The 20,437-nt window shown below is 36.3% G+C and carries 16 protein-coding genes; 5 read left to right on the forward strand and 11 right to left on the reverse strand.

Annotated elements, in window-relative coordinates; all coding sequences use genetic code 11:
• Positions 1–314 precede the first annotated feature (314 nt).
• Together LG276_RS13425 and LG276_RS13430 are read left to right on the forward strand one after the other, a co-directional pair.
• Positions 315–2,531 (forward strand): MMPL family transporter, encoded by a 2,217-nt coding sequence (locus LG276_RS13425; RefSeq protein WP_404292153.1) that lies wholly within the window; start codon positions 315–317, stop codon positions 2,529–2,531.
• Between the two features lie 60 nt (positions 2,532–2,591).
• Positions 2,592–2,810, forward strand: a complete 219-nt coding sequence (locus LG276_RS13430; protein ID WP_095373037.1) for a methionine aminopeptidase — start codon at positions 2,592–2,594, stop codon at positions 2,808–2,810.
• Between the two features lie 73 nt (positions 2,811–2,883).
• Here LG276_RS13430 and LG276_RS13435 read toward each other — a convergent pair whose 3' ends face one another.
• The 4 genes from LG276_RS13435 to LG276_RS13450 all read right to left on the reverse strand — a co-directional run bounded on the left by LG276_RS13435 (position 2,884) and on the right by LG276_RS13450 (position 6,485).
• Complete coding sequence (locus tag LG276_RS13435; protein WP_251161762.1) at positions 2,884–3,978, reverse strand: metallophosphoesterase; 1,095 nt, start codon at positions 3,976–3,978, stop codon at positions 2,884–2,886.
• A 161-nt stretch (positions 3,979–4,139) separates the two neighbouring features.
• Positions 4,140–4,400, reverse strand: a complete 261-nt coding sequence (locus LG276_RS13440; protein ID WP_251161763.1) for a hypothetical protein — start codon at positions 4,398–4,400, stop codon at positions 4,140–4,142.
• A 43-nt stretch (positions 4,401–4,443) separates the two neighbouring features.
• Positions 4,444–5,460, reverse strand: coding sequence for a FecCD family ABC transporter permease (locus tag LG276_RS13445; protein WP_373370916.1), 1,017 nt, complete (start codon positions 5,458–5,460; stop codon positions 4,444–4,446).
• A 2-nt stretch (positions 5,461–5,462) separates the two neighbouring features.
• Positions 5,463–6,485, reverse strand: a complete 1,023-nt coding sequence (locus LG276_RS13450) for an iron ABC transporter permease (RefSeq protein WP_224938411.1) — start codon at positions 6,483–6,485, stop codon at positions 5,463–5,465.
• 112 nt (positions 6,486–6,597) lie between these two features.
• Here LG276_RS13450 and LG276_RS13455 point away from each other — a divergent pair, with 112 nt between their 5' ends.
• Positions 6,598–7,566 (forward strand): ABC transporter substrate-binding protein, encoded by a 969-nt coding sequence (locus tag LG276_RS13455; protein ID WP_251161765.1) that lies wholly within the window; start codon positions 6,598–6,600, stop codon positions 7,564–7,566.
• Positions 7,567–7,613: 47 nt separating this feature from the next.
• Here the strand turns inward: LG276_RS13455 and LG276_RS13460 are convergent, their stop codons facing one another.
• Positions 7,614–8,372 (reverse strand): TerC family protein, encoded by a 759-nt coding sequence (locus LG276_RS13460; RefSeq protein WP_224938413.1) that lies wholly within the window; start codon positions 8,370–8,372, stop codon positions 7,614–7,616.
• Between the two features lie 301 nt (positions 8,373–8,673).
• Here LG276_RS13460 and LG276_RS13465 point away from each other — a divergent pair, with 301 nt between their 5' ends.
• A complete protein-coding gene (locus LG276_RS13465) occupies positions 8,674–8,919 on the forward strand; it encodes a methionine aminopeptidase (protein ID WP_095373030.1) in 246 nt (81 codons plus the stop codon).
• Positions 8,920–9,239: 320 nt separating this feature from the next.
• Here LG276_RS13465 and fsa read toward each other — a convergent pair whose 3' ends face one another.
• The 6 genes from fsa to ileS form a co-directional block, all read right to left on the reverse strand.
• Positions 9,240–9,899: a fructose-6-phosphate aldolase gene (gene fsa, locus LG276_RS13470; protein ID WP_224938414.1), complete on the reverse strand. Its 660-nt coding sequence runs from the start codon at positions 9,897–9,899 to the stop codon at positions 9,240–9,242.
• Between the two features lie 76 nt (positions 9,900–9,975).
• The gene (gene gndA, locus LG276_RS13475; RefSeq protein ID WP_224938415.1) at positions 9,976–11,391 is read right to left on the reverse strand and encodes an NADP-dependent phosphogluconate dehydrogenase; all 1,416 of its coding nucleotides are present in this window, start codon (positions 11,389–11,391) and stop codon (positions 9,976–9,978) included.
• 150 nt (positions 11,392–11,541) lie between these two features.
• Positions 11,542–12,429, reverse strand: coding sequence for an FAD-dependent oxidoreductase (locus tag LG276_RS13480; protein ID WP_308937071.1), 888 nt, complete (start codon positions 12,427–12,429; stop codon positions 11,542–11,544).
• A gap of 17 nt (positions 12,430–12,446) precedes the next feature.
• Complete coding sequence (locus LG276_RS13485) at positions 12,447–12,740, reverse strand: FAD-dependent oxidoreductase (protein WP_251161767.1); 294 nt, start codon at positions 12,738–12,740, stop codon at positions 12,447–12,449.
• Positions 12,741–12,854: 114 nt separating this feature from the next.
• Positions 12,855–14,057 carry an MFS transporter gene (locus tag LG276_RS13490; RefSeq protein ID WP_251161768.1) on the reverse strand — a complete coding sequence of 401 codons (1,203 nt, stop codon included), beginning with the start codon at positions 14,055–14,057 and terminating at the stop codon, positions 12,855–12,857.
• Positions 14,058–14,599: 542 nt separating this feature from the next.
• On the reverse strand, positions 14,600–17,662 hold the full coding sequence (gene ileS / locus LG276_RS13495) for an isoleucine--tRNA ligase (RefSeq protein WP_251161769.1): 3,063 nt from the start codon (positions 17,660–17,662) through the stop codon (positions 14,600–14,602).
• A 470-nt stretch (positions 17,663–18,132) separates the two neighbouring features.
• Here ileS and LG276_RS13500 point away from each other — a divergent pair, with 470 nt between their 5' ends.
• A complete protein-coding gene (locus LG276_RS13500) occupies positions 18,133–20,178 on the forward strand; it encodes a molybdopterin-dependent oxidoreductase (protein ID WP_251161770.1) in 2,046 nt (681 codons plus the stop codon).
• The last annotated feature ends 259 nt before the right edge of the window (positions 20,179–20,437 follow it).

The following is a 20,437-nucleotide window of genomic DNA, read 5'->3' on the forward strand; positions in this document are numbered from 1 at the left end:
ACTTCCCCACTATCAAAATTGTCATATTTCCATCATTTCATTTCTAAAATGACTAAATTTTTCAGACGGTAACCACAACGATCAAAAAAAGCCTGATAACAATAGTTATCAGGCTTCCTCCCAAGTGGGGCTTAGGATCATATACTTACTATATTATGATTCTTTTCGTTCTGCATCTATTTTGTTAAATAATCTAACATGTTTTTTTATTTTCTTTGCTTACGTTGGCTTAGGCTAAATCAAATGTCATCTAATGTTCATTCTCCGTTCAAATTAGCTAGATAGGATTGATTTTGAAGGAGATGAAACGAATAATGAAATCATTAAAAAAAATCGTGCAATTTTCCAGCAGTAAAAAAGGAGCTAAATGGGTCATATTCTTTTGGATCGTCATTATGATCCTATTAAGTTTTACTGCACCTGGTTCTAAAGAATATGCTTCAAATAGTAGTGAAAGCAGTATATCTGGCAAAATGCCATCAGAAATCGCTCAAGACTTATATGAAGAAGAATATCCATCAGATGATGGATTAACTGCTTTACTCGTTTTCCACCGTGAAGGTGGTCTTAAAGTTGAAGATCGAGATAAAATTACTTCTTTTAGTGAATGGTTAACAACTGATGACAAGCCAGAAGCATTTTCTTCTGCCCTCCCTTTTCATCAATTTAATGAATCTATACAAAATCAAATGTTTTCTAAAGATCAATCCACTTTAATTATAAATGCATCTTTAAAAGAAAATATAGATTCTGATGTCGCTAATCAGGCATTTGACTCTTTACGTAAACAATTCACACGAATGGGAGCAACAGATATTCAGTTCGAAATAACAGGACCAGCAGGTATATCCGCTGATACAGTGACCCTTTTTAAAAATGAAGACTTTGTGCTTATGATTACAACCATCTTACTAATATTCTTTTTACTGATGGTTATTTACCGTTCACCAATCATTGCAATCATACCAGTAATAATTGCCTTAATCGCATATGGTGTGATTGACCGCATCCTTGGTATAGCAGGAAAATGGGATTGGTTTACTGTCGATAGTGCCAGTATCTCTATTATGCTCGTCCTTCTATTTGCTGTCATAACTGATTATAGTCTTTTTATTTTTTCTAGGTATCGAAGTGAATTGAAGAAATATCCGTCTCATTATGAAGCGATGCACCATGCCGCTACACCTTTAGCTGAGCCTATTTTCTTTAGTGGCGGTACTATTTTAATGGCAATGCTGACATTATTTTTTACTGTTTTTAAGCCCTATAATCATTTTGCACCAGTGTTTGCTGTAGCTGTCATATTAATCTTATTAGCAGGTTTAACCTTGATTCCCAGCATGTTTGCCTTATTTGGAAGAAAAGCCTTTTGGCCATTTATTCCTCAAATGGATGCAGCAGATACTAATAAGCATCCGTTTTGGGAAAAAGCTAGTCAATTGATTGTGACATACCCAAAAAGAATGGCTGTTTTACTATTAATTATTTTTGGGCTTAGTGCTTATCAATTCAGCACGATTAGTCCTTCTTATAATTTATTAAAATCGTTTCCCGAAGATTTATCCTCACGTGTAGGTTTCGAAATCTTAGAAGAGAACTATCCAGCCGGACAATTAGCGCCGTTAACAGTGTTAGTACATCAAGATCAAATTGCGACAAACAATGTTGGAGAAAATGTAGCAAGTTTGCAGGCGTTGGCAAAAAGTATAGAAGAAACAGAAAGAATATCAACTATTTCGCCTTCCATTACAGATGAGATGGTATCTGAACAAGTATCATTACCAAAAGGTTTTCAATCAGATTCTCTAAATAGTTTTTCCTTTCAAATTATACTAGATGATCACCCTTATGAACAATCGAGTATGGATACGGTGGAAAGCTTGTTGCAACAAAAAGATGAGTTAATGAAAAATGCTGGTTTTGATTCTGAAGAAACTCAACTATATTTAATCGGACAAACGGCTAAATTAGTTGATATCCAATCGATGAATCAACGGGATACTATCGTTTTGATAACACTTGTTACCCTACTGCTGATAGGGCTACTATTAATTCAAACCAAATCATTTAAATTGGCGTTCCTTATGGTAGCAACTATTTTACTATCTTATTTTGCCTCATTAGGCTTCAGTTGGTTGATATTTAAATACTTACTAGGGCTAGATGCCATCAGCTATCGAATACCCGTCTATACATTTGTTTTTATGGTAGCCCTTGGAATTGATTATAATATTATGTTGCTAGCAAGAATTAAGGAAAGAGCACAAGAAGTTGAATGGATTCAAGCTGTGAAAGAAGGAGTGACGCTAACAGGTGGGGTCATCTCGTCTGCAGGGGTTATATTAGCAGCAACTTTTGCAGTGCTTATCACACAACCTCTACACGAATTATATCTTTTCGGAATGACGATGGCTATTGGTATCTTACTGGATACTTTTGTTGTTCGTGGTTTCTTATTACCCACACTTCTTGTTTGGACTACTAAAAAGAGAAAGATTACTTCTAATTGTGAAGACACATTAAAAAAATAAAGTAGGTATATCTCTCCACACTTTGATGCAAACTAGTAGAAAAAGTAAGGAGGGACTTTCATGGGATTACTCAATGCTTTTAACGAGTGGCGTGAAACAAGATATGCTAATCACGTAGAGAAGATGAAAGATCTCGAAAAATGCCCTGATTGTCGTGGAAAGGGATTTCAATATTTTGCTGGTCAAGAATATATGTTTATGGACGACGATGCCTACTACTGTGCAAGCTGTAATGGCAGCGGTGAGTATGATATATGGGAAAGTAACCAAATTAAATGATATTCCTCCTGAATTTATTTAAATAGACAAACATAGGAAAACCATCTCCAGCATTATCTCTGGAGATGGTTTTTTATCGAAAATCTATTTCAATGATCATTACTTCTGATTGAGATCCTATACGTAGTGTTGGCCCCCATAATCCGAATCCTGAAGTAGTAAAAGAATGTAATTGCTCTTTTTGCATATAACCCCAATCATTCTCGAACAATTTCGCAGTAATTAAATTTGCTGGAAATAACTGCCCCCTATGTGTATGACCAGATAATATCACATCTGCTCCAGCCACTTGTGCTTCTGTAATCTCATGAGGCTGATGATCTAATACAATAACGGGTAAATCTTTTGTTTTATTCGTAGCAATAAGTTCCTCTATGGTTTTTCTATTTGGGTTCGTTAAATCCTCTCTGCCAATTACTACAAATTGGTCATTTACAATTTCTGCTTCATCCATTAAATAATGAATACCGATATCATTTAATTCCTTTTTCAACTGTTCATTATCACCACCATAATAATCATGGTTACCAGGAGAAGCAAAAACACCAAGTGGGGCTTCTAGTTTTGCCATCGTTTTATTCATTTCCTGTTCTACATATGGGGTAATATCATCATTAATAATATCACCAGGTATAAGAATAATATCAGGTTTCTCCTGGTTCGCTATTTTCACCAACTTTTCAAGATGATTATTTCCTATAATCGTACCCAGATGCAAATCTGCCGCTAATAAAACCTTTAACTTCCCTTCTTTTGCTTCTGTCGGTTGATCGATTGTTATTTGATAGTCTCTCACAATCGGAGTCCATGCATTATATGTACCATATACAAAGACAAACGTAAAAAACGCAACAATCGCCCAACCTGAGTAAGAGAAAAATTTAGCATTTTTCTTTGAAATAAAATAAAGCAAATTGATAATCGGTAATAGGAGAATACCATAGCCAACAATGACAAGCCAATATCCACCAATCCATTCAATGACCGGCAGATGAATCGCAAATCCAACAAAAAATGATATTGCAAGAAGAAAAACAACCACGATAAATGTTTTTTTGAATCGAAAAGAAAAAGTTTTACTTAACCAACGCCATGTATTAAAGCCAATATAGTAACAAGTTAAGCCGTAAATAAGTATCATTGTAATGCCAACGAACAATGTAAGCATATTTTTCCCCTTCACATTATGTATAAAGTATAGAACTGTAAAAAATATTATCAGAGACGTATGTTGAAAACAACTAATTGCTTCTTAATTACAAAAATAATGTTAAATAATTTTATTACATATATAAAAAGAAAGAAGCCTCCACTTTTACTGTGAAGACTTTAAGGTGTGATTTGTTTTTTGATTTGCAGTAATTCTTTTAAAGATAAACCCTCTAAAGATTGTTTAATTTCTTTTGCAATTTCCTTCTTATGTCTTTCTTCATACTCATTCCACCACTGTCTCAGTCCTTCAGTAGAATCAAGAAGATAATCAAAGTCTATCTCCTCGACTGTTTCATCTGTTAAATAATTCATTACAGCTGCAAGCATAGAGTTGAGATGGTCGATTTCCTTACTATTATTTTCTTCCGTTTTAGCCATGTGCTCATACCCTTCATCTATTGTTAACGATAGTATGGTCGATTTAGCTTTTAATTAATAAATAAATAAAGTAAGGTGCGCCAATTGCAGAAACGACTAAGCCAATTGGAATTTCTGAAGGTGCTAAAATGGTACGTGAAACAAGATCTGAAAAGAGTAGTAACACCGCACCGACTAACGCTGAAACAGGTAATAAAATTTCGTTTCTTGGCCCTACGAGTTTTTTTGCTAGTTGAGGAGCCACTAGACCTAAGAATGAAATGCCACCACCAACAGCCACACAAGAACCAGCTAGTCCAACAGCAAGTAATAATAACCATTTTCTTTGACGATTGACATTGACACCTAAGCCAGTAGACATCGCATCCCCTAGTGTGAGAACATTTAAATACCTTGCCTTGAATAACACAATGGGTAACAGCACAATTAACCATGGTAAAAGAGCATAACTATAACTCCAACTCACCCCAGAAATATTACCCGATAACCAAACAGTTGCTTGTGTAAAAGAACGGGGGTCCATTTTTAATTGGAGGATAATAATTAACGCAGAAAAAGCCGCATTAATACCTATACCTACTAAGATTAACCTAATAGGTGTAACACCAGAAGACTTTTTCCACGAGAAAATATAAATCAAAAATGCTGCAAGCAGCGCCCCACATAATGCAAATATAGGCAGAATATACAGTTGTAATAACTCAGATTCAAATCTAATACCTTGTGTAAAAAAGATGTACAAAATTACAGCAAATCCAGCACCACTATTAATTCCTAATATCCCCGGATCAGCTAGACCGTTTTGAGTCGCACTTTGTAATATCGCACCAGAAACTGCCATGCCAATACCAATTAAAATGGCTAGAACAATCCTTGGTAAACGAAATTCGAAAAGGACTAAATCATATTGACCAGGTGTAGAAGATAATACACTGTTGAAAATAGCAACGGGTGAAATAAAACTGGCTCCAAAGCTCAAACTAGCAATGAATAGTAAAGCTAATAATATCGTTAGAAAGAATACAACCACTTTCCATTTTTGTTTTCTAGATTTATACATCATTATCTTCCACCCTCCCTTCTTGCTAAATAAAGAAAGAAAGGTACACCGATCAATGCCATGATAGCACCAACTGGTGTTTCAAAAGGAGGATTAATCATTCTCGCACCAATATCCGCTAACACAAGTAGTAGACCACCTAATACTGCGGAGCAAGGAATGATTAAGCGGTAATCTGTTCCAACTAAAAACCTAATCATATGTGGGATCACGAGACCCACAAATCCAATCGTACCCGATATAGAAACTGCTGCTCCAGTTAAGAGCAAAACAACTAAAAAACCAATTGTGCGGATCAAACCTGTCTTTTGCCCTAGTCCGATAGCAACATCTTCACCCATACTTAAGACAGTAATGGAACTGCTAATCATAATTGCTAGGATAATACTTATAATAAAAACAGGAATAGCAGGGCCAACACTTTCCCACTGGATACCAGCCACACCACCTGCATACCAAAAGCTTAAATCTTTTGCGACATTAAAGTGAATGGCAATTGCAGATGAGATAGAACTTAAAAGGGCCGTAATAGCGGAACCGGCAAGAGCCAGTTTAACAGGAGTCAGCCCATTTCGTGATAGCATTCCGATACCAAAAACAAGCCCTGCTCCAATGCTTGCACCGATAAACGCAGCAAACATGGTTCCAATCGGACTTAAAGAGGTAAAAAAGGCTAAAGCCATTGCAATAGCAAATGTAGCCCCAGAGGTAACCCCCATAATGGATGGTGAAGCTAGTGGGTTTCTTGTCATCCCTTGCATAATTGCTCCGGCAATGGCAAGTGCAGATCCAACTAGTGCTGCTGCCACTACTCGAGGCATCCTTAAATTAATAATAATTTGATGCGTCGTTTTAGATGGGTCATATGATACAACACTTTCCCATACAGTTGAAAGATTAATATTCACTGCACCAAAAGCAATGGAAACAGCCATCGATAAACAAAGGATGATTGTACCAAATGTGACGATCATAATCGCAAAAAAACGATTTCTACTCGTATTTGTTCCATTAAGTAAAGCCATTATGTATCTCTCTTTCATGAAGTTGTGCAAGAAATATCTTGTAATCGATAGTGATAATTGTTATCATTTGCATAGGCTAATTATATCATAGTTCATTTAGGAGGTTAACATCTTGTTTTTATCTCACAAGAAAAAAAACTTATTATTAATTGCTACAATTACAACATCTCTTGCCCTTTTTGGTTGTGGTAATGAGGATGCTGAAAATAGTAACAATGACTCAAACCAAGCAGCTGAGCAAACCGAGGATCGTGTATTAACTGATGCATTAGGAAACGAAGTAACAATTCCTGCTAATCCTGAACGAGTAGTTGCTACATACTTAGAAGATCATCTTGTCGCTTTAGGCATTACACCTATTGTACAATGGTCAGTTGCTAACGGCAAACAAGAATACCTTCAAGAATATTTAAAAGATGTACCTACAATTGCTCATGATTTACCTTTAGAAGCTGTATCTAGTCAAAATCCAGATTTAATAATTATGGATGGAGCAGGTATGGTTGAAGGTGGTAAATATGATCAATATGCGAAAATTGCTCCAACTTACGTGATTGGTGAAGAAGAAAATAGTGATTGGCGTACAGAACTTGAAACAGTTGGTGAAATCTTCGGTAAAGAAGATAAGGCAACTGAAGTTCTTAAAGAGTACGAAGATAAAGCAGCACAAGTTGAAGAGGAGCTACAAAAAGATCATGCTGGTGAATCTGCTGCAGCTATTTGGTTAGTGAATAACAGTTTATTTGTCGTAAGTAAGGATCTTTCTGCAGGTGATGTAATTTATAATGATTTAGGTATGGCCGTTCCTTCTGTCGTTGAAGAAATTTCAGCAGATGCTACTGGAAACTGGTCTGCGATTTCATTAGAAAAATTAGCAGATATGGATGTTGACCACCTATTCTTTATTAATAGCGATGGTGAAGGTGCAGAAGTCTTATCTGATCCATTATGGGCAAATATTCCGGCAGTGAAAAATGAGAATGTGTATGAATTCTCTAGAGACACAGGGTGGTTATACACTGGAACAATAGCGAATACACAAATCATTGAAGATGTGGAAGAAACTATTCTTAATAAATAAGACAAGCAAAAAGGCTAAGTTTTCCTTTTGGAATCTTAGCCTTTTTCTTATGCCACGTGATCATGTCCACCTTGTTTATTATGATAAATATGAACAAAAAATGTGATAACGAAGGCTGCAATGATAATACTAAAAAATAATAGATGTCCAATCTCTATATGGAACACACTTAATAACATTTTAATTGCAATGATTCCAATAAGAATAAAAGCTGTTGTCTCTAACTCAGGAATCTTATCAATTAGCACTAAAAATAACTTAGCTACTGTACGCATCATTAAAATACCCAGCATACCTCCAATTAACAAAATCCATACTTTATCTGAAACAGCAAAGGCAGCCAATATACTATCTACAGAAAAAGCTAAATCCATTAACTCTACTGAAATAACCGTTCCCCAAAAAACACCAAAAGTACGAATCATCCAACCGTCTTTCTTTACTCCGTCAATATCTTCTTCAGGGGTTTTAAGCCAAAATTGTTTAATCACTAAGTAAGCTAAATAAGCGGCTCCTAGTACTTTAATCCACCAAAATTTAATCAGCCACATACCTAAACCGATAAAGAGAAATCTGAAAAAATAAGCGCCAATTAAGCCATAAGTAAGTGCTTTTTTTTGCTGCTCCTTCGGCAAATGCTTAACCATAACGGCTAATACCAATGCATTATCAGCTGATAATAGACCTTCTAGGACAATGAGTGTACCTATATATCCCCAAGAAACAGGATCTGTAAGAACCTCTTTCCACATTGACCAATCAAAAAATGATGCATAGGTGGATAACAACTGATTTAATACTTCCATTGACAAGACTCCTTTAAATGAATTGAACCTATTATACTCTTCTATTATACCAAATAGATTCGCTGCCCGAAAGTTTCGTTAATCTAACAAAATATTTTTCATTTCCTCTCATAAAGTATGAGCAAAAATAATTCTTTTTAATATAATAATTAACAGAAATGGTTAAAAACTTTTGCTCGCTATAAGATGTACGGGTATATTCAAGTCCTTTCATAATTGAAGCATGAAGTTTAACAGTAGTTTGTCTAGCATCACGACAATTTATCGCTTCATTAAAAAGCGATGATCAGAGGTGAAGCCGATGAGTCTAGGTAAATCTTTTAATCAATGGAAAAATGCGCGAGAACATAAACATTTAGAAAAGATGAAACGAAGTAATAGATGCCCAGAATGCTACGGACAAGGCTTTTTATTATATCCTAGCCTTATGTACTCCCTACATTCTGATACACTCTTTTGTCCAGGATGCGAAGGAAGTGGTCGTTTCAATGATTGGGTGACTATTCAAGAAAGAGAAAAGCATACAGAGGATGAACAAGTCGAATAACCAAACTTCTACTGGGGAACACAAGTCGAATGTTGAGTGTCTTTAATTATTTGGCAAAGAGTTATGTATAAATTTTCTGCCATTTCCTTTTACCAGAAAGGGTGAATGGACAGAGAAAAGGATGTTTTTCAGCTATATATTCCCATTTCATTATCGAAGCTTGCGCACATACTCTTTTTAGTTCTGCTCTAATTACTATGTAACCCATTCTCCTCACAAGATTGTTGGGCACGCAAAATCAATAATTTTCTAATTCGTATAGAACAACAGACTAATCAAAAAGCCCTCTCCTAAAAATGAAGGAGAGGGTTTAAAAAAGCTTATACTGTTTTCCAATCAGCAGCGAACTTCTCCATCCCTTGATCTGTCAATGGATGCTTCGTTAACTGCTCAATTACTTTGTACGGAATTGTCGCAATATGAGCACCTGCTAATGCAGCTCTTGTGACATGATCCGGATGTCTAACAGATGCAGCGATAATTTGAGCATCTATTTGATGAATCCGGAATAACTCAGCTATTTTAGCAACGAGGTTAATCCCGTCTTCTGAGATATCATCAAGTCTGCCTAAGAATGGTGAAACATAAGTAGCACCAGCTCTTGCAGCAAGTAATGCTTGGTTCACAGTAAAGATTAATGTGACGTTTGTTTTAACACCTTTTTTGGATAAATATCTTGTTGCTTCAAGGCCTGCCATTGTCATTGGCACTTTAATAGTAATGTTCTTATCACCATTATTTATCTTAATCAGTTCCTCAGCCTCTGCAATCATTTGTTCAGCTGTTTCTGCAGAAGGAGTGACCTCAGCAGATACTGATTCTAATTCTGGTACAGTTTGAAGGATTTCCTCAATTCTTGTTTCAAACTTAATGCCTTCTTTAGCTACAAGTGAAGGGTTAGTTGTTACGCCTGAAAGGACACCTAACTTGTATGCTTGTTTAATTTCATCTAAATTTGCTGTATCAATGAAAAATTTCATTGTAAAATACCTCCCTTTCTAGCTTCCTTTAACATTATACCATACTAAAGCTGGTAATCGTTTCTAGTTTCATTCTTTACTTTTCCATCCAATTAGTATGATACGTTCCTTCTTTATCTACTCGCTGATACGTATGTGCTCCAAAATAGTCTCTTTGTGCTTGCAGTAGATTAGCTGGTAATGTTGCCGTTCTATAGCTATCAAAATAAGCAATAGCACTCGAGAATGCAGGTACAGGAATACCTTGTTCAATAGCAATAGAAAGAACTTTTCTTAATGAAGACTGGTAGCTTTCAACGATTTCCTTAAAATAAGGATCCAATAATAAATTTGCTAATGCTGGTTCACGATCATAAGCATCTTTAATTTTTTGTAAGAATTGGGCACGAATGATACAACCTCCGCGGAAAATCATAGCAATATCGCCATATTTCAAATCCCAATTCTGTTCATCAGACATTGCCCGCATTTGAGCAAACCCTTGTGCATAAGAGACAATTTTACTCATATATAATGCTTGTCTAACAGCTTCTATTAACTCCGTACGGTCTCCACTATAGGTGTCCTCTTTAGGTCCTGCAAGAATCTTGCTCGCATGAACTCTTTCTTCCTTCATTGCGGAAATGAACCTTGCAAATACAGATTCTGTAATAATCGGAAGAGGCACCCCAAGATCTAAAGCATTTTGACTTGTCCATTTACCTGTCCCTTTTTGTCCCGCTTTATCGAGAATCACATCAACAAGTGGTTTGCCAGTTTCGTCATCTACTTTTGTAAAGATATCAGCTGTAATTTCAATTAAATAGCTATCTAACTCACCCTTGTTCCATTCTGCAAATGTCTCATGAAGTTCATTCGCTTCTAAACCAAGTACATGTTTGAGAATAAAATAAGCTTCAGAAATCAACTGCATATCACCATATTCAATCCCATTATGAACCATTTTCACATAATGACCAGCCCCGTTTGGACCAATGTATGTACAGCAAGGATCGCCATTTACTTTAGCAGAAATAGCTTCAAAAATCGGTTGTACAAGGTCAAATGCTTCCTTCTTACCACCTGGCATGATTGAAGGTCCTTTTAAAGCTCCCTCTTCACCACCAGAAACGCCTGTACCAATAAAATGATAGCCTTCTTCTGCTAATTCTTGATTACGGCGGATGGTATCTTCAAAATATGTATTACCACCGTCAATTAAGATATCGCCTTTTTCAAGATATGGCTTTAGCGATTCAATTGTCGCATCTGTCGCTGCACCCGCTTTAACCATTAACAAGATTTTTCTTGGTGTTTCCAGTGATTGAACAAAATCTTCAATAGTTTCAGCGCCAGTAAAGTTCTTGTCCTTTGCTTCATTTTGTAAGAATGCTTCTGTTTTTTCATAAGAACGGTTAAAAACAGCTACTGAGAAGCCACGACTTTCTATATTCAAAGCAAGGTTTTTCCCCATTACTGCTAATCCAATAACACCTATTTGTTGTTTACTCATTTAATTGGTCCTTTCGTCTTTCATTTTTCCTTGACTGATACTTTAGTCAAGAATAGAATAACCCTCATCTGTGATTATACAAAACGATAAGGGTGATTACAATCAATCCTATTATTAAACAAACTGTGTGAACTTTCTCACTATATCGCTCTAATGATAGTATAGTTCCATACCCTTTGAGTCTCCATTGACAATAAATTTCTTCATTAAATCCGATAGAATCATACTGTATACCGTGCCATTGCCACCATATGTGAGAAGATAATACCCGTTTGAGTAATTCGGATGTTGTTTGATCATTGGTAAGCCATTATGAGTCTCTCCAAAAAAGCCTGTCCAGTAATAGGCAGGTTCTAACTTGTCTTTTAACATGGGAAACAACAAAAGTAATTGTTTTAATAATTGATCCCTTTTCTGAACTAACATCCTATCTCTTTTTCTAGAGTCTGAAGTTGACTCATCAAGGCCTCCAATAATGATTCTTTTATCTAATGTACGGCGTAAATACAAATAGGGTCTGGCAGTTTCCCAAATGAACATATCTTCTGGCCATTGATAATCAACTGGGTTTGTAGCTAAAGCATATGTGCTCACAATCATTGCATTTTTTTCAGCTATATCCATCTGAGCTTCATACCCTGTCGCATAAATTACATATTTCGTTTGAATAACGCTTTTATTATCAGTATATAATTTGACCGTATCTTTTCCCCATTTTTGGCCTACAATTTCACTTTCTTCAAAAATCTCTACTCCTTTTTTACTAGCCGCACTTAGTAAATAGTGAATATTGTTAAATATATTAATCTCAGCATCTCCTTCAGTAACAATGGCACCTTCTTTTTCAAAGGACCAACGATCTCTCATATCTCTCCTTGATAAAAAACGCACAGGAAACTGATGAGCTTGTAAATTGGCAAACTCTTTTTTCAGCATTTTCATATCTTCTCTTTTAGATGCAAAATATAAGCTTTTTCTTTTAAAAAAATCTGGATTATCCTCTAAAGTTGGCAGAATGTTGGTTTCATAATGAGATATTGATTCAAAGCAGTTTTTTAAATGCTTTTCGCTTTACTTAAGCCAAAAGAGTTAATATAAGATGTAAATGATTTATCATTACTATATTGTAGTAATCCAGTATTTGCAGAGGAACTACCCATACCGATTTTTCGTTTATCAATGACGATCGTTCTAATGTTTTCTTTCGCTAAATGGTAAGCAAGAAAAGCCCCACTCGAACCGCTGCCAATAATACACACATCACAGTTCTTATTCTCCTGCAAGCAGCCATACTTTTTCACGTCGTTCATTGTCATTGGCCAAAATAATTTACCAGCTTTTAAGTTCATTGTCATTATCCTTTCAGCCTATAGAAGATTATGACGTTACTTTCCCCCAAAAATATGGATAAGAAACATGATAAGAAAGAAAGCAATGACAAAGAATACCAAGACATTATCCATTTACGAAGCTTTTCTGTTATGAGATGGCAATGGCGTTAATTTGGTTTTTCTTCTTATATGAGCAACAAAATAGAGCAGAAAGATAACGACGGCTAGTAAAGAAGATAGGATGTACATAAAACCGTATCCCTTTTCGTTTGCAGCGATACCAAGCAGTAGTGCACCCATTGCTAAACCCATATCCATAAAACTTAAGCTCATGGCGTTAGCCGTCGCTCTTTTTTCTTTTGGTACGAGGCTAACAGCCCAAGCTTGGAATGTCGGTTGCATGACACCATATGCAATGCCATAAAAAACAGCGGCAATAAATAATGTTGAAACACCTTTAGCAAATGCAATCAGTAACAACCCGATAAATGCTGCAATTGTTGCGCTATATATTAAATAAGCATGTCCAAAGCGATCGAAAATTTTCCCTGAAAATGGGCGAATGATAATGAGCATCGCCACTAAGATGAGAAAGAATAAAGAGGTTTGTTCCCCAACTCCAATAGAACTTCCTAAGCCTTCAATAAAATTCACCACTCCAGCAAACGTAAAATAAAATAATAATACTAAAAAGCATGGTAAAAAAGCGCGTGAATCAAAAGCAGATTCAACAATTGACAATTTACTAACTGCCTGCTGATTTATGTTTTGAGAAGTTTTAAGCGCAAGACTACCAATTGTAATCACTATAATAAGAATAAGAGAAAAGTACAAAACGGATTCAAATGAATAAACATTAATCATTGAAATAGCCAAAAAAGGTCCGCTTGTTGTACCTACACTAGTAGCTAACCCAAAATAACCGATTCCTTCACCTAAACGGTGGTCAGGAATTAAATTTGTGGTTATTGTTGCTAATAAAGTAGTAATAAAACCGAAAGCAATTCCTTGTAGTATGCGAAGGATAGTGAATAGAACGATAGAATTTGTGAATGTTGTCACAAAAATAAACAACAACATACCTATTAAAGATAGAATTAATAACGCTTTTTGATTCAAATACCGTAAGCATAAGCCTAAGAAAAGCCTAGATATAACAGCAGCAATCATAAATGCTGTTGTCATTAACCCTCCATATGTCGGGTTATTACTTAATGTAGTAACATAGATTGGAAATCCCCCTAACAAGGATTGTAAACTTAAAAAAAATAAAAAAGTAAGCATAAGGGCCATGATATACTGTCTGGTCCAAAGCTTGCCTCCTAACGTATGCATGTTTAACCTTCTTCCTCAAAAAAATGAATATATTATATTTCGACTACCTAAGCAATTATAGCCTATAATCCTCCAATAAAGTATGCTCATTTTACTTATTTTTTTGTCGAAATAAAGAGAAAATTTTTTATTGTTTATGTAAGCGTTTTCATATATACTAAGTATTAGGCGGATAGCAAGTGTGGCTATCAACGTACTTGGCGAAGGTGGGGCCGGTATATTCAATGGTGATCATTTTATTTAGTACATATAAAAGGTTGTGATTAAGCTTGAAAAGAACTAACTTTTCGTATTTTGTTAAGAATAATGAATTTAACCTACAAGCCTACATCAAATACTTATTGTTGAAATATCATTCATCCACTATTCAAATTCAGTCGCATTCTCATCAGACGAAACTTTAATAGCTTATTAATCAAAGCCTATACTAAAAGGTTACCATTACACTTTTTGTAGGGACATGGATACGTGATGAATGGTTAAACAACATATCCCCCAGTAAAAATCACAGCCATCCGCCATTGGCTGTGATTTTTCATTGTTTAATGGTCTATTTTGATTTTGATTGTTTCTCCATCTACATCAAGATTTGTCATTTCTTCAACTTCTGCTAATGTAATTGTCTGGACAAGTAATGATTCTTGTAAAAGCGCTGAAAACTTCTCTAATACACTTAAAACCCTTTCATTGCCAAACATTGTTAGATGAATACGTAATTCAACCGCTAACCCTTTCTTTTTTCGAGTGTTTTGCACTTCTCTAATTACTTCCCTCACTAACCCTTCCTGCAAAAGCTCTTCTGTTAATCCGATATCCAGTAGGACTGTACAATCTTTTCCTTCCGCAAACCTGTATGGGTGTTTTGCTTTTTTCTCTACTAACACATCCTCATTTTCTAAAAAGAGCATTTCTCCATCTTTTTCTATATTTACTATTCCATCCGTCAGTAACCTATCTTTTTCATGGGCAGTTAATCCTTTTATTACCTGCTCAATCATTTTTACTCTTTTACCGAACTTTTTGCCGGCAATTGCGTAATTAACTTTTAACTCAATCATCATAAAATTATTTACATATTTTTCATAAACAATGTCTTTTACATTTGTTTCATCTTTTATGATCTGTTCATAGGATGACAAATTAACCTTCCCATTAACAGCACTTACGATTAATGTTTGAAGTGGTTGCTTTGTTTTGATATTTGCTGACATCCTGATTGATCTAGTGAGTTCAACAATTTGTCGAATAGCTTTCATTTCGGATTCTAATTGGATGTTTGTCTTCTTTTTCTCTTGCTTAGGGTAGTCAGTTAGATGAACGCTACTGCCGACTAATTGTAGGTGAATCTCATCAGTGACGAACGGCATAAATGGTGCAAATAATCGTGTTGATTGCAGAAGTACTTCGTATAGAGTTGTATACGCTGCCCTTTTGTCGTGATCTAACCCTTCCTTCCAGAATCTTTGCCGGGATCGTCTTACATACCAATTACTCACATCATCCAAAAATTCTGCCAGTAATCTAGCACTTTTAAAAAAGTCATAACGCTCTAACCCTTCTCTTACCTCCGCAATCGTATGATGCAATCTAGAAAGTATCCATTGGTCAATGAGTGCAAATTCCTTGACTCGATGTTGCCTGAAATCAAAGCCATCTATCTTTGCATACATATCATAGAAGGAAAAAACATTCCTCAACGTATCGACTATTTTTGATTTTGCTTGTTGAACAGTCTTTTTAGAAAATCGCTTATTATTCCAAGGGGCACTATCACTAAGAAGAGCCCATCTTAATGCATCTGCGCCAAACTCTTCAATCAACGATGTAGGATTTAGAGCATTCCCTTTGCTCTTAGACATTTTTTGTCCTTGCTCATCTAATATATGGCCAAGAGATAAGACATTTTTATAAGGTGCAACACCTTTGTAAAGGGTGGATACGGCTAGTAAACTGTAGAACCATCCTCTCGTTTGATCTACTCCCTCTATTACAATATCGGCGGGAAATTGTTCTTTAAATGGCGTTGTCTGTTCGAAAGGATAATGATATTGAGCATATGGCATTGAACCACTATCAAACCATACATCAATGACCTCTTTCTCTCGCTTCATTTCACCACCACAAGAACATCTCAAATGAATGCGATCAACATACGGTTTGTGCAGATCGATGCGATCATTTACTTTTTCAATCGCTCTTTCTTTTAATTGTGCCATGGAACCTGGGGCAATTTCTAATCCGCATGTTTGACAAGTCCATACATTTAACGGCGTCCCCCAAAAACGATTTCTTCCAATATTCCAATCAACAAGTTGGTCAAGAAAGTGACCGAATCGACCATTCTTCATATGCGTTGGGTACCACTCAACCATTTGATTATTGTCTATCATTTTTTCTTTGACATCAGTTGTTCGAATGAACCATCCTTCCATCGCATAATAAATCAGTGGATTGTCACACCTCCAGCAATACGGATAACTGTGCTCATACTTCCTCTTGCTATAAAGTAGATTTTGCTGTGCTAACATTTGAATGATTGTTACATCACTTTCTTTCACTCTCTTATTTGCAAGCGGGGCAACTTGTTGCACATATCTCCCTTTCTCATTCACAACTTGAAGAAAATCTAATCCATTTTCTTTTACAGCTTGATAATCATCTTCACCATGTGCAGGGGCAATATGGACTAACCCAGTTCCTGAATCATCCTTTACGAAATCCGCAGCAATCACCATATGCCCCTTGTTGAGCGGCACAAATGAAAATGGTGCTACATACTTCATTCCTATTAATTCTTCACCTCGTACAGACTCGATAACTTTGTAACCTTCTTTAAGTACAGTTGAAACCAAGCTTTCTGCAACAATCAATCGTTCATTATTTTGCTCGACTTTCACATAACGTAGCTTAGGGTTTACCGCTACAGCTACATTTCCAGGTAACGTCCAAGGCGTTGTTGTCCAACAAAGTAAGTATTCATTTTCAGCCACTTTAAATTTAACTGTTGCTGAAAGATCATGCACATCTTTATATCCTTGTGCGACTTCATGCGAGCTTAGGGACGTTTCACAATGAGGACAATACGGGACAACTCGATGTCCTTTATATAAACGCCCACCTTGATGAATGTGTGACAATATATGCCAAACTGATTCAATATACTCATTATCGAGCGTGATATAAGGGTTATCCATATCCACCCAATAGCCCAATAGCTCAGTAAACTGTCGCCATTCTTTTTCATATGTGAATACACTTTTCTTACACTCTGCGATAAATGCTTCTACACCAAATGCTTCAATATCCTCTTTGCTATGCAATTGTAATTTCTTTTGTACTTCAAGTTCTACAGGGAGCCCATGTGTGTCCCACCCTGCTTTTCTTAAAACTTGATGTCCCGTCATTGTTTTATAACGGGCAACAAAATCTTTTATCGTTCGACCAAGTGCATGACCAGCATGCGGCATACCATTTGCTGTTGGCGGGCCTTCATAAAAAACAAAGGATGGCGCCTCTTGCCTTTGCTGTATGGACTTTTGAAATATCCGTGCTTCTTGCCAATAATCAGCAATCTTCCTCTCCTTTTCCACATCTCGTTCTTTCATCTATAAAGACCCCTTTCGATATCCATTCATATACGAAAAAAACTCGATTCCTATACGTAGAATCGAGTTAAAATATCCCCTCTAAAAAACAAAAAAACCAACTGTAGTGGTTTGTATTTGCTCTCACTACGTACTATCATACGCGTCCAGGTTATCGGTTGGATGCCGTCAAAGCTTAGTTTCACTTCAGCTTTGCTTCTCAGAGAGGATTTTCATTGTGGTCTTAACGTCAGCCTCTCAGCAAATGGCTAACTCTCTTTGGATAAGATGTGCACAACTACTCTTTCTCGTCAACGAATTGAATAGAATTTAATTAATATGAAAGTATCATATGTTAATAATTATGAATTGTCAATAGAAATAAATATTTTATCATTGCAGGATGAAGAGAAGTAACCTATTATAATAATTATTAATAAAAACATGCTAAATAGACAATAAAGCTTGCCAAGAATAAAGGAGATTACAAAATGACGATTCACACCGAGAAAGAGGGCATTTTCACGTCCGTTTGTTCACTTGATTGTCCAGACCAATGTGGTTTACTCATACATAAAAAAGAGGGGAAAATCATTAAAGTGGAAGGCGATCCTAACCATCCTGTTACGCAAGGGAATATTTGCAATAAAGTAAGAAATATGGCTGAACGGCTATATGACCCAAAGAGATTAACTCACCCTCTCAAACGAACTGGTCCAAAAGGTAGTCTTCAATTTGAGGAGATCAGTTGGGATGACGCACTACAAATAATTACAGATAAATGGAAAGATTTAATTAAAACACACGGCCCTGAGAGCATTCTTCCCTATAGCTTTTACGGTAATATGGGTAGAGTGGCTGCTGAAGGAATGGACCGCCGATTCTTTTCCCGCTTAGGTGCCAGTAGACTAGAACAAACAGTTTGTCAAGCAGCAGGTAAAGAAGGTTACCGTTACACAATGGGTGGAGGCTTTGGCACAGATCCGGAAGAAACAAGTGAAGCCAAGCTCATCATCCTTTGGGGAATTAATGCTGTCAGTACGAATATGCATCAAGTTATCCTTGCCCGAAAAGCAAAAAAACATGGAGCAAAAATCATCGTGATTGATGTCCATAAAAATCAAACAGGCAAAATGGCTGATTGGTTTATTCCCATAAAACCAGGTACGGATAGTGCGCTTGCACTTGGGATGATGCATATCTTGTTCGCTGAGCATATGGTAGATGAGGAATTTCTTGAAACGTATACCATTGGACATGAGCAATTACGAACACATGTAAAAAAATATACGCCAGAAGTAGTCTCTTCTATTACAGGGGTATCTATTGATGATCTTTATCAATTAGCAAGAGAGTATGGTCAGAGTACCCCGTCATTTATCCGGATTGGCAATGGATTGCAGCATCATGATAATGGTGGGATGAATGTACGTGCCATATCCTGCCTTCCTGCTCTAACAGGCCAATGGCTGCATAAAGGTGGTGGCGCACTAAAATCAAACTCTGGGTTTTTAGCTTTCAATACCGCGGCTATGCAGCGTCCCGATTTATTAGCAAATAAACAGACAAGATCGATTAATATGAATCTCATAGGTGAAGCTTTAGTACAAAAAGATGAACCTATCCGCTCCATGTACGTTTATGGTAGTAATCCGGCTGTTATTGCGCCAAATAGTAATCTAGTGAAAAAAGGGCTTGAAAGAGAAGATTTATTTTTAGTTGTTCATGATTTGTTCTTAACGGAAACAGCTCAATATGCCGATATTATCTTGCCGTCTACCTCATCATATGAGAATACAGATTTTTACACGTCTTATTGGCACCATTATATTCATTTACATGAACCAGTCATAGAACCGTATGGTGAGTCAAGGTCCAATCATCTTGTTTTTCAACAGCTAGCACATTATATGGGATATACTGAAGATTTATTTAAGGATTCCGAAGAGGATTTAATCACATCCGCTTTAGCGAATACAAAGAATGAATATATGAAGGAAATTAATTTTGAGCGTCTAAAAGAAAATCGCTTTATGAAAGCAGACGTACGTCCATTACTTCCTGGCAAACTTAAGACACCAAGTGGAAAAATCGAACTTTATTCTGAATTAATGGAGAAGGACGGTTTAAATCCACTGCCGACCTACAATCCAATTGTAGATGAAGGGGATGCGCCATTTTTATTCGTTCCAGCACCGAACCATAATTTTTTAAATAGTACTTTTTCAAATAATGACAAGCATATTAAATTAGAAAAACAACCAAAACTCCATTTGCATAGCAAGGACGCGCAGGCTTATCAAATTGAAGATGGAGATTTAGTAAAAATCTTTAATGATCGAGGTGAATGTGAGTTAACCGCTGCTGTCGGAGAAAACGTACTTCCTGGGGTTGTTGTTAGTCAAGGTCTTTGGGCTGATGAGCCAGGTAAGAAACATCTCGTTAATACCCTCACACCTGATAGAGTCGCTGATATGGGAGGCGGGGCGACTTTCTTTTCTGGCAGAGTGTATATTGAGAAAGTCATTAGTAATTAATACCTTTTTTAGAAAATGGACAAATGTCTAAATTACAGAATGGCTAGGACAAACTGGTATGGTTGAACGTTTGTTCTAGTCTTTTTTATAGTGCTAAGGGAAGAAGACCAATGTTTAGGTTTTACTTCTCTAGATTAGTTTCCGTTTTGCAACCATTAAATTGGAAGTTGACCTATTGTTGGTTATGTTTAGCTATTTACATTGCCCATATCCGAAATTGCTCACCTGTTGTCTAGTTCCCCCCTTTTGCGCTATTCTC

Source organism: Cytobacillus kochii, assembly GCF_044790165.1.
GTDB lineage: Bacteria > Bacillota > Bacilli > Bacillales > Cytobacillaceae > Cytobacillus > Cytobacillus kochii.

Excerpts from the sequence above, each read along its gene's own strand:
- LG276_RS13425 (WP_404292153.1), top strand. The coding sequence starts at position 315 with ATGAAATCATTAAAAAAAATCGTGCAATTTTCCAGCAGTAAAAAAGGA.
- LG276_RS13430 (WP_095373037.1), top strand. The coding sequence starts at position 2,592 with ATGGGATTACTCAATGCTTTTAACGAGTGGCGTGAAACAAGATATGCT.
- LG276_RS13435 (WP_251161762.1), bottom strand. The coding sequence starts at position 3,978 with ATGCTTACATTGTTCGTTGGCATTACAATGATACTTATTTACGGCTTA.
- LG276_RS13440 (WP_251161763.1), bottom strand. The coding sequence starts at position 4,400 with ATGGCTAAAACGGAAGAAAATAATAGTAAGGAAATCGACCATCTCAAC.
- LG276_RS13445 (WP_373370916.1), bottom strand. The coding sequence starts at position 5,460 with ATGTATAAATCTAGAAAACAAAAATGGAAAGTGGTTGTATTCTTTCTA.
- LG276_RS13450 (WP_224938411.1), bottom strand. The coding sequence starts at position 6,485 with ATGGCTTTACTTAATGGAACAAATACGAGTAGAAATCGTTTTTTTGCG.
- LG276_RS13460 (WP_224938413.1), bottom strand. The coding sequence starts at position 8,372 with ATGGAAGTATTAAATCAGTTGTTATCCACCTATGCATCATTTTTTGAT.
- LG276_RS13465 (WP_095373030.1), top strand. The coding sequence starts at position 8,674 with ATGAGTCTAGGTAAATCTTTTAATCAATGGAAAAATGCGCGAGAACAT.
- fsa (WP_224938414.1), bottom strand. The coding sequence starts at position 9,899 with ATGAAATTTTTCATTGATACAGCAAATTTAGATGAAATTAAACAAGCA.
- gndA (WP_224938415.1), bottom strand. The coding sequence starts at position 11,391 with ATGAGTAAACAACAAATAGGTGTTATTGGATTAGCAGTAATGGGGAAA.
- LG276_RS13485 (WP_251161767.1), bottom strand. The coding sequence starts at position 12,740 with ATGAACTTAAAAGCTGGTAAATTATTTTGGCCAATGACAATGAACGAC.
- LG276_RS13490 (WP_251161768.1), bottom strand. The coding sequence starts at position 14,057 with ATGCATACGTTAGGAGGCAAGCTTTGGACCAGACAGTATATCATGGCC.
- ileS (WP_251161769.1), bottom strand. The coding sequence starts at position 17,662 with ATGAAAGAACGAGATGTGGAAAAGGAGAGGAAGATTGCTGATTATTGG.
- LG276_RS13500 (WP_251161770.1), top strand. The coding sequence starts at position 18,133 with ATGACGATTCACACCGAGAAAGAGGGCATTTTCACGTCCGTTTGTTCA.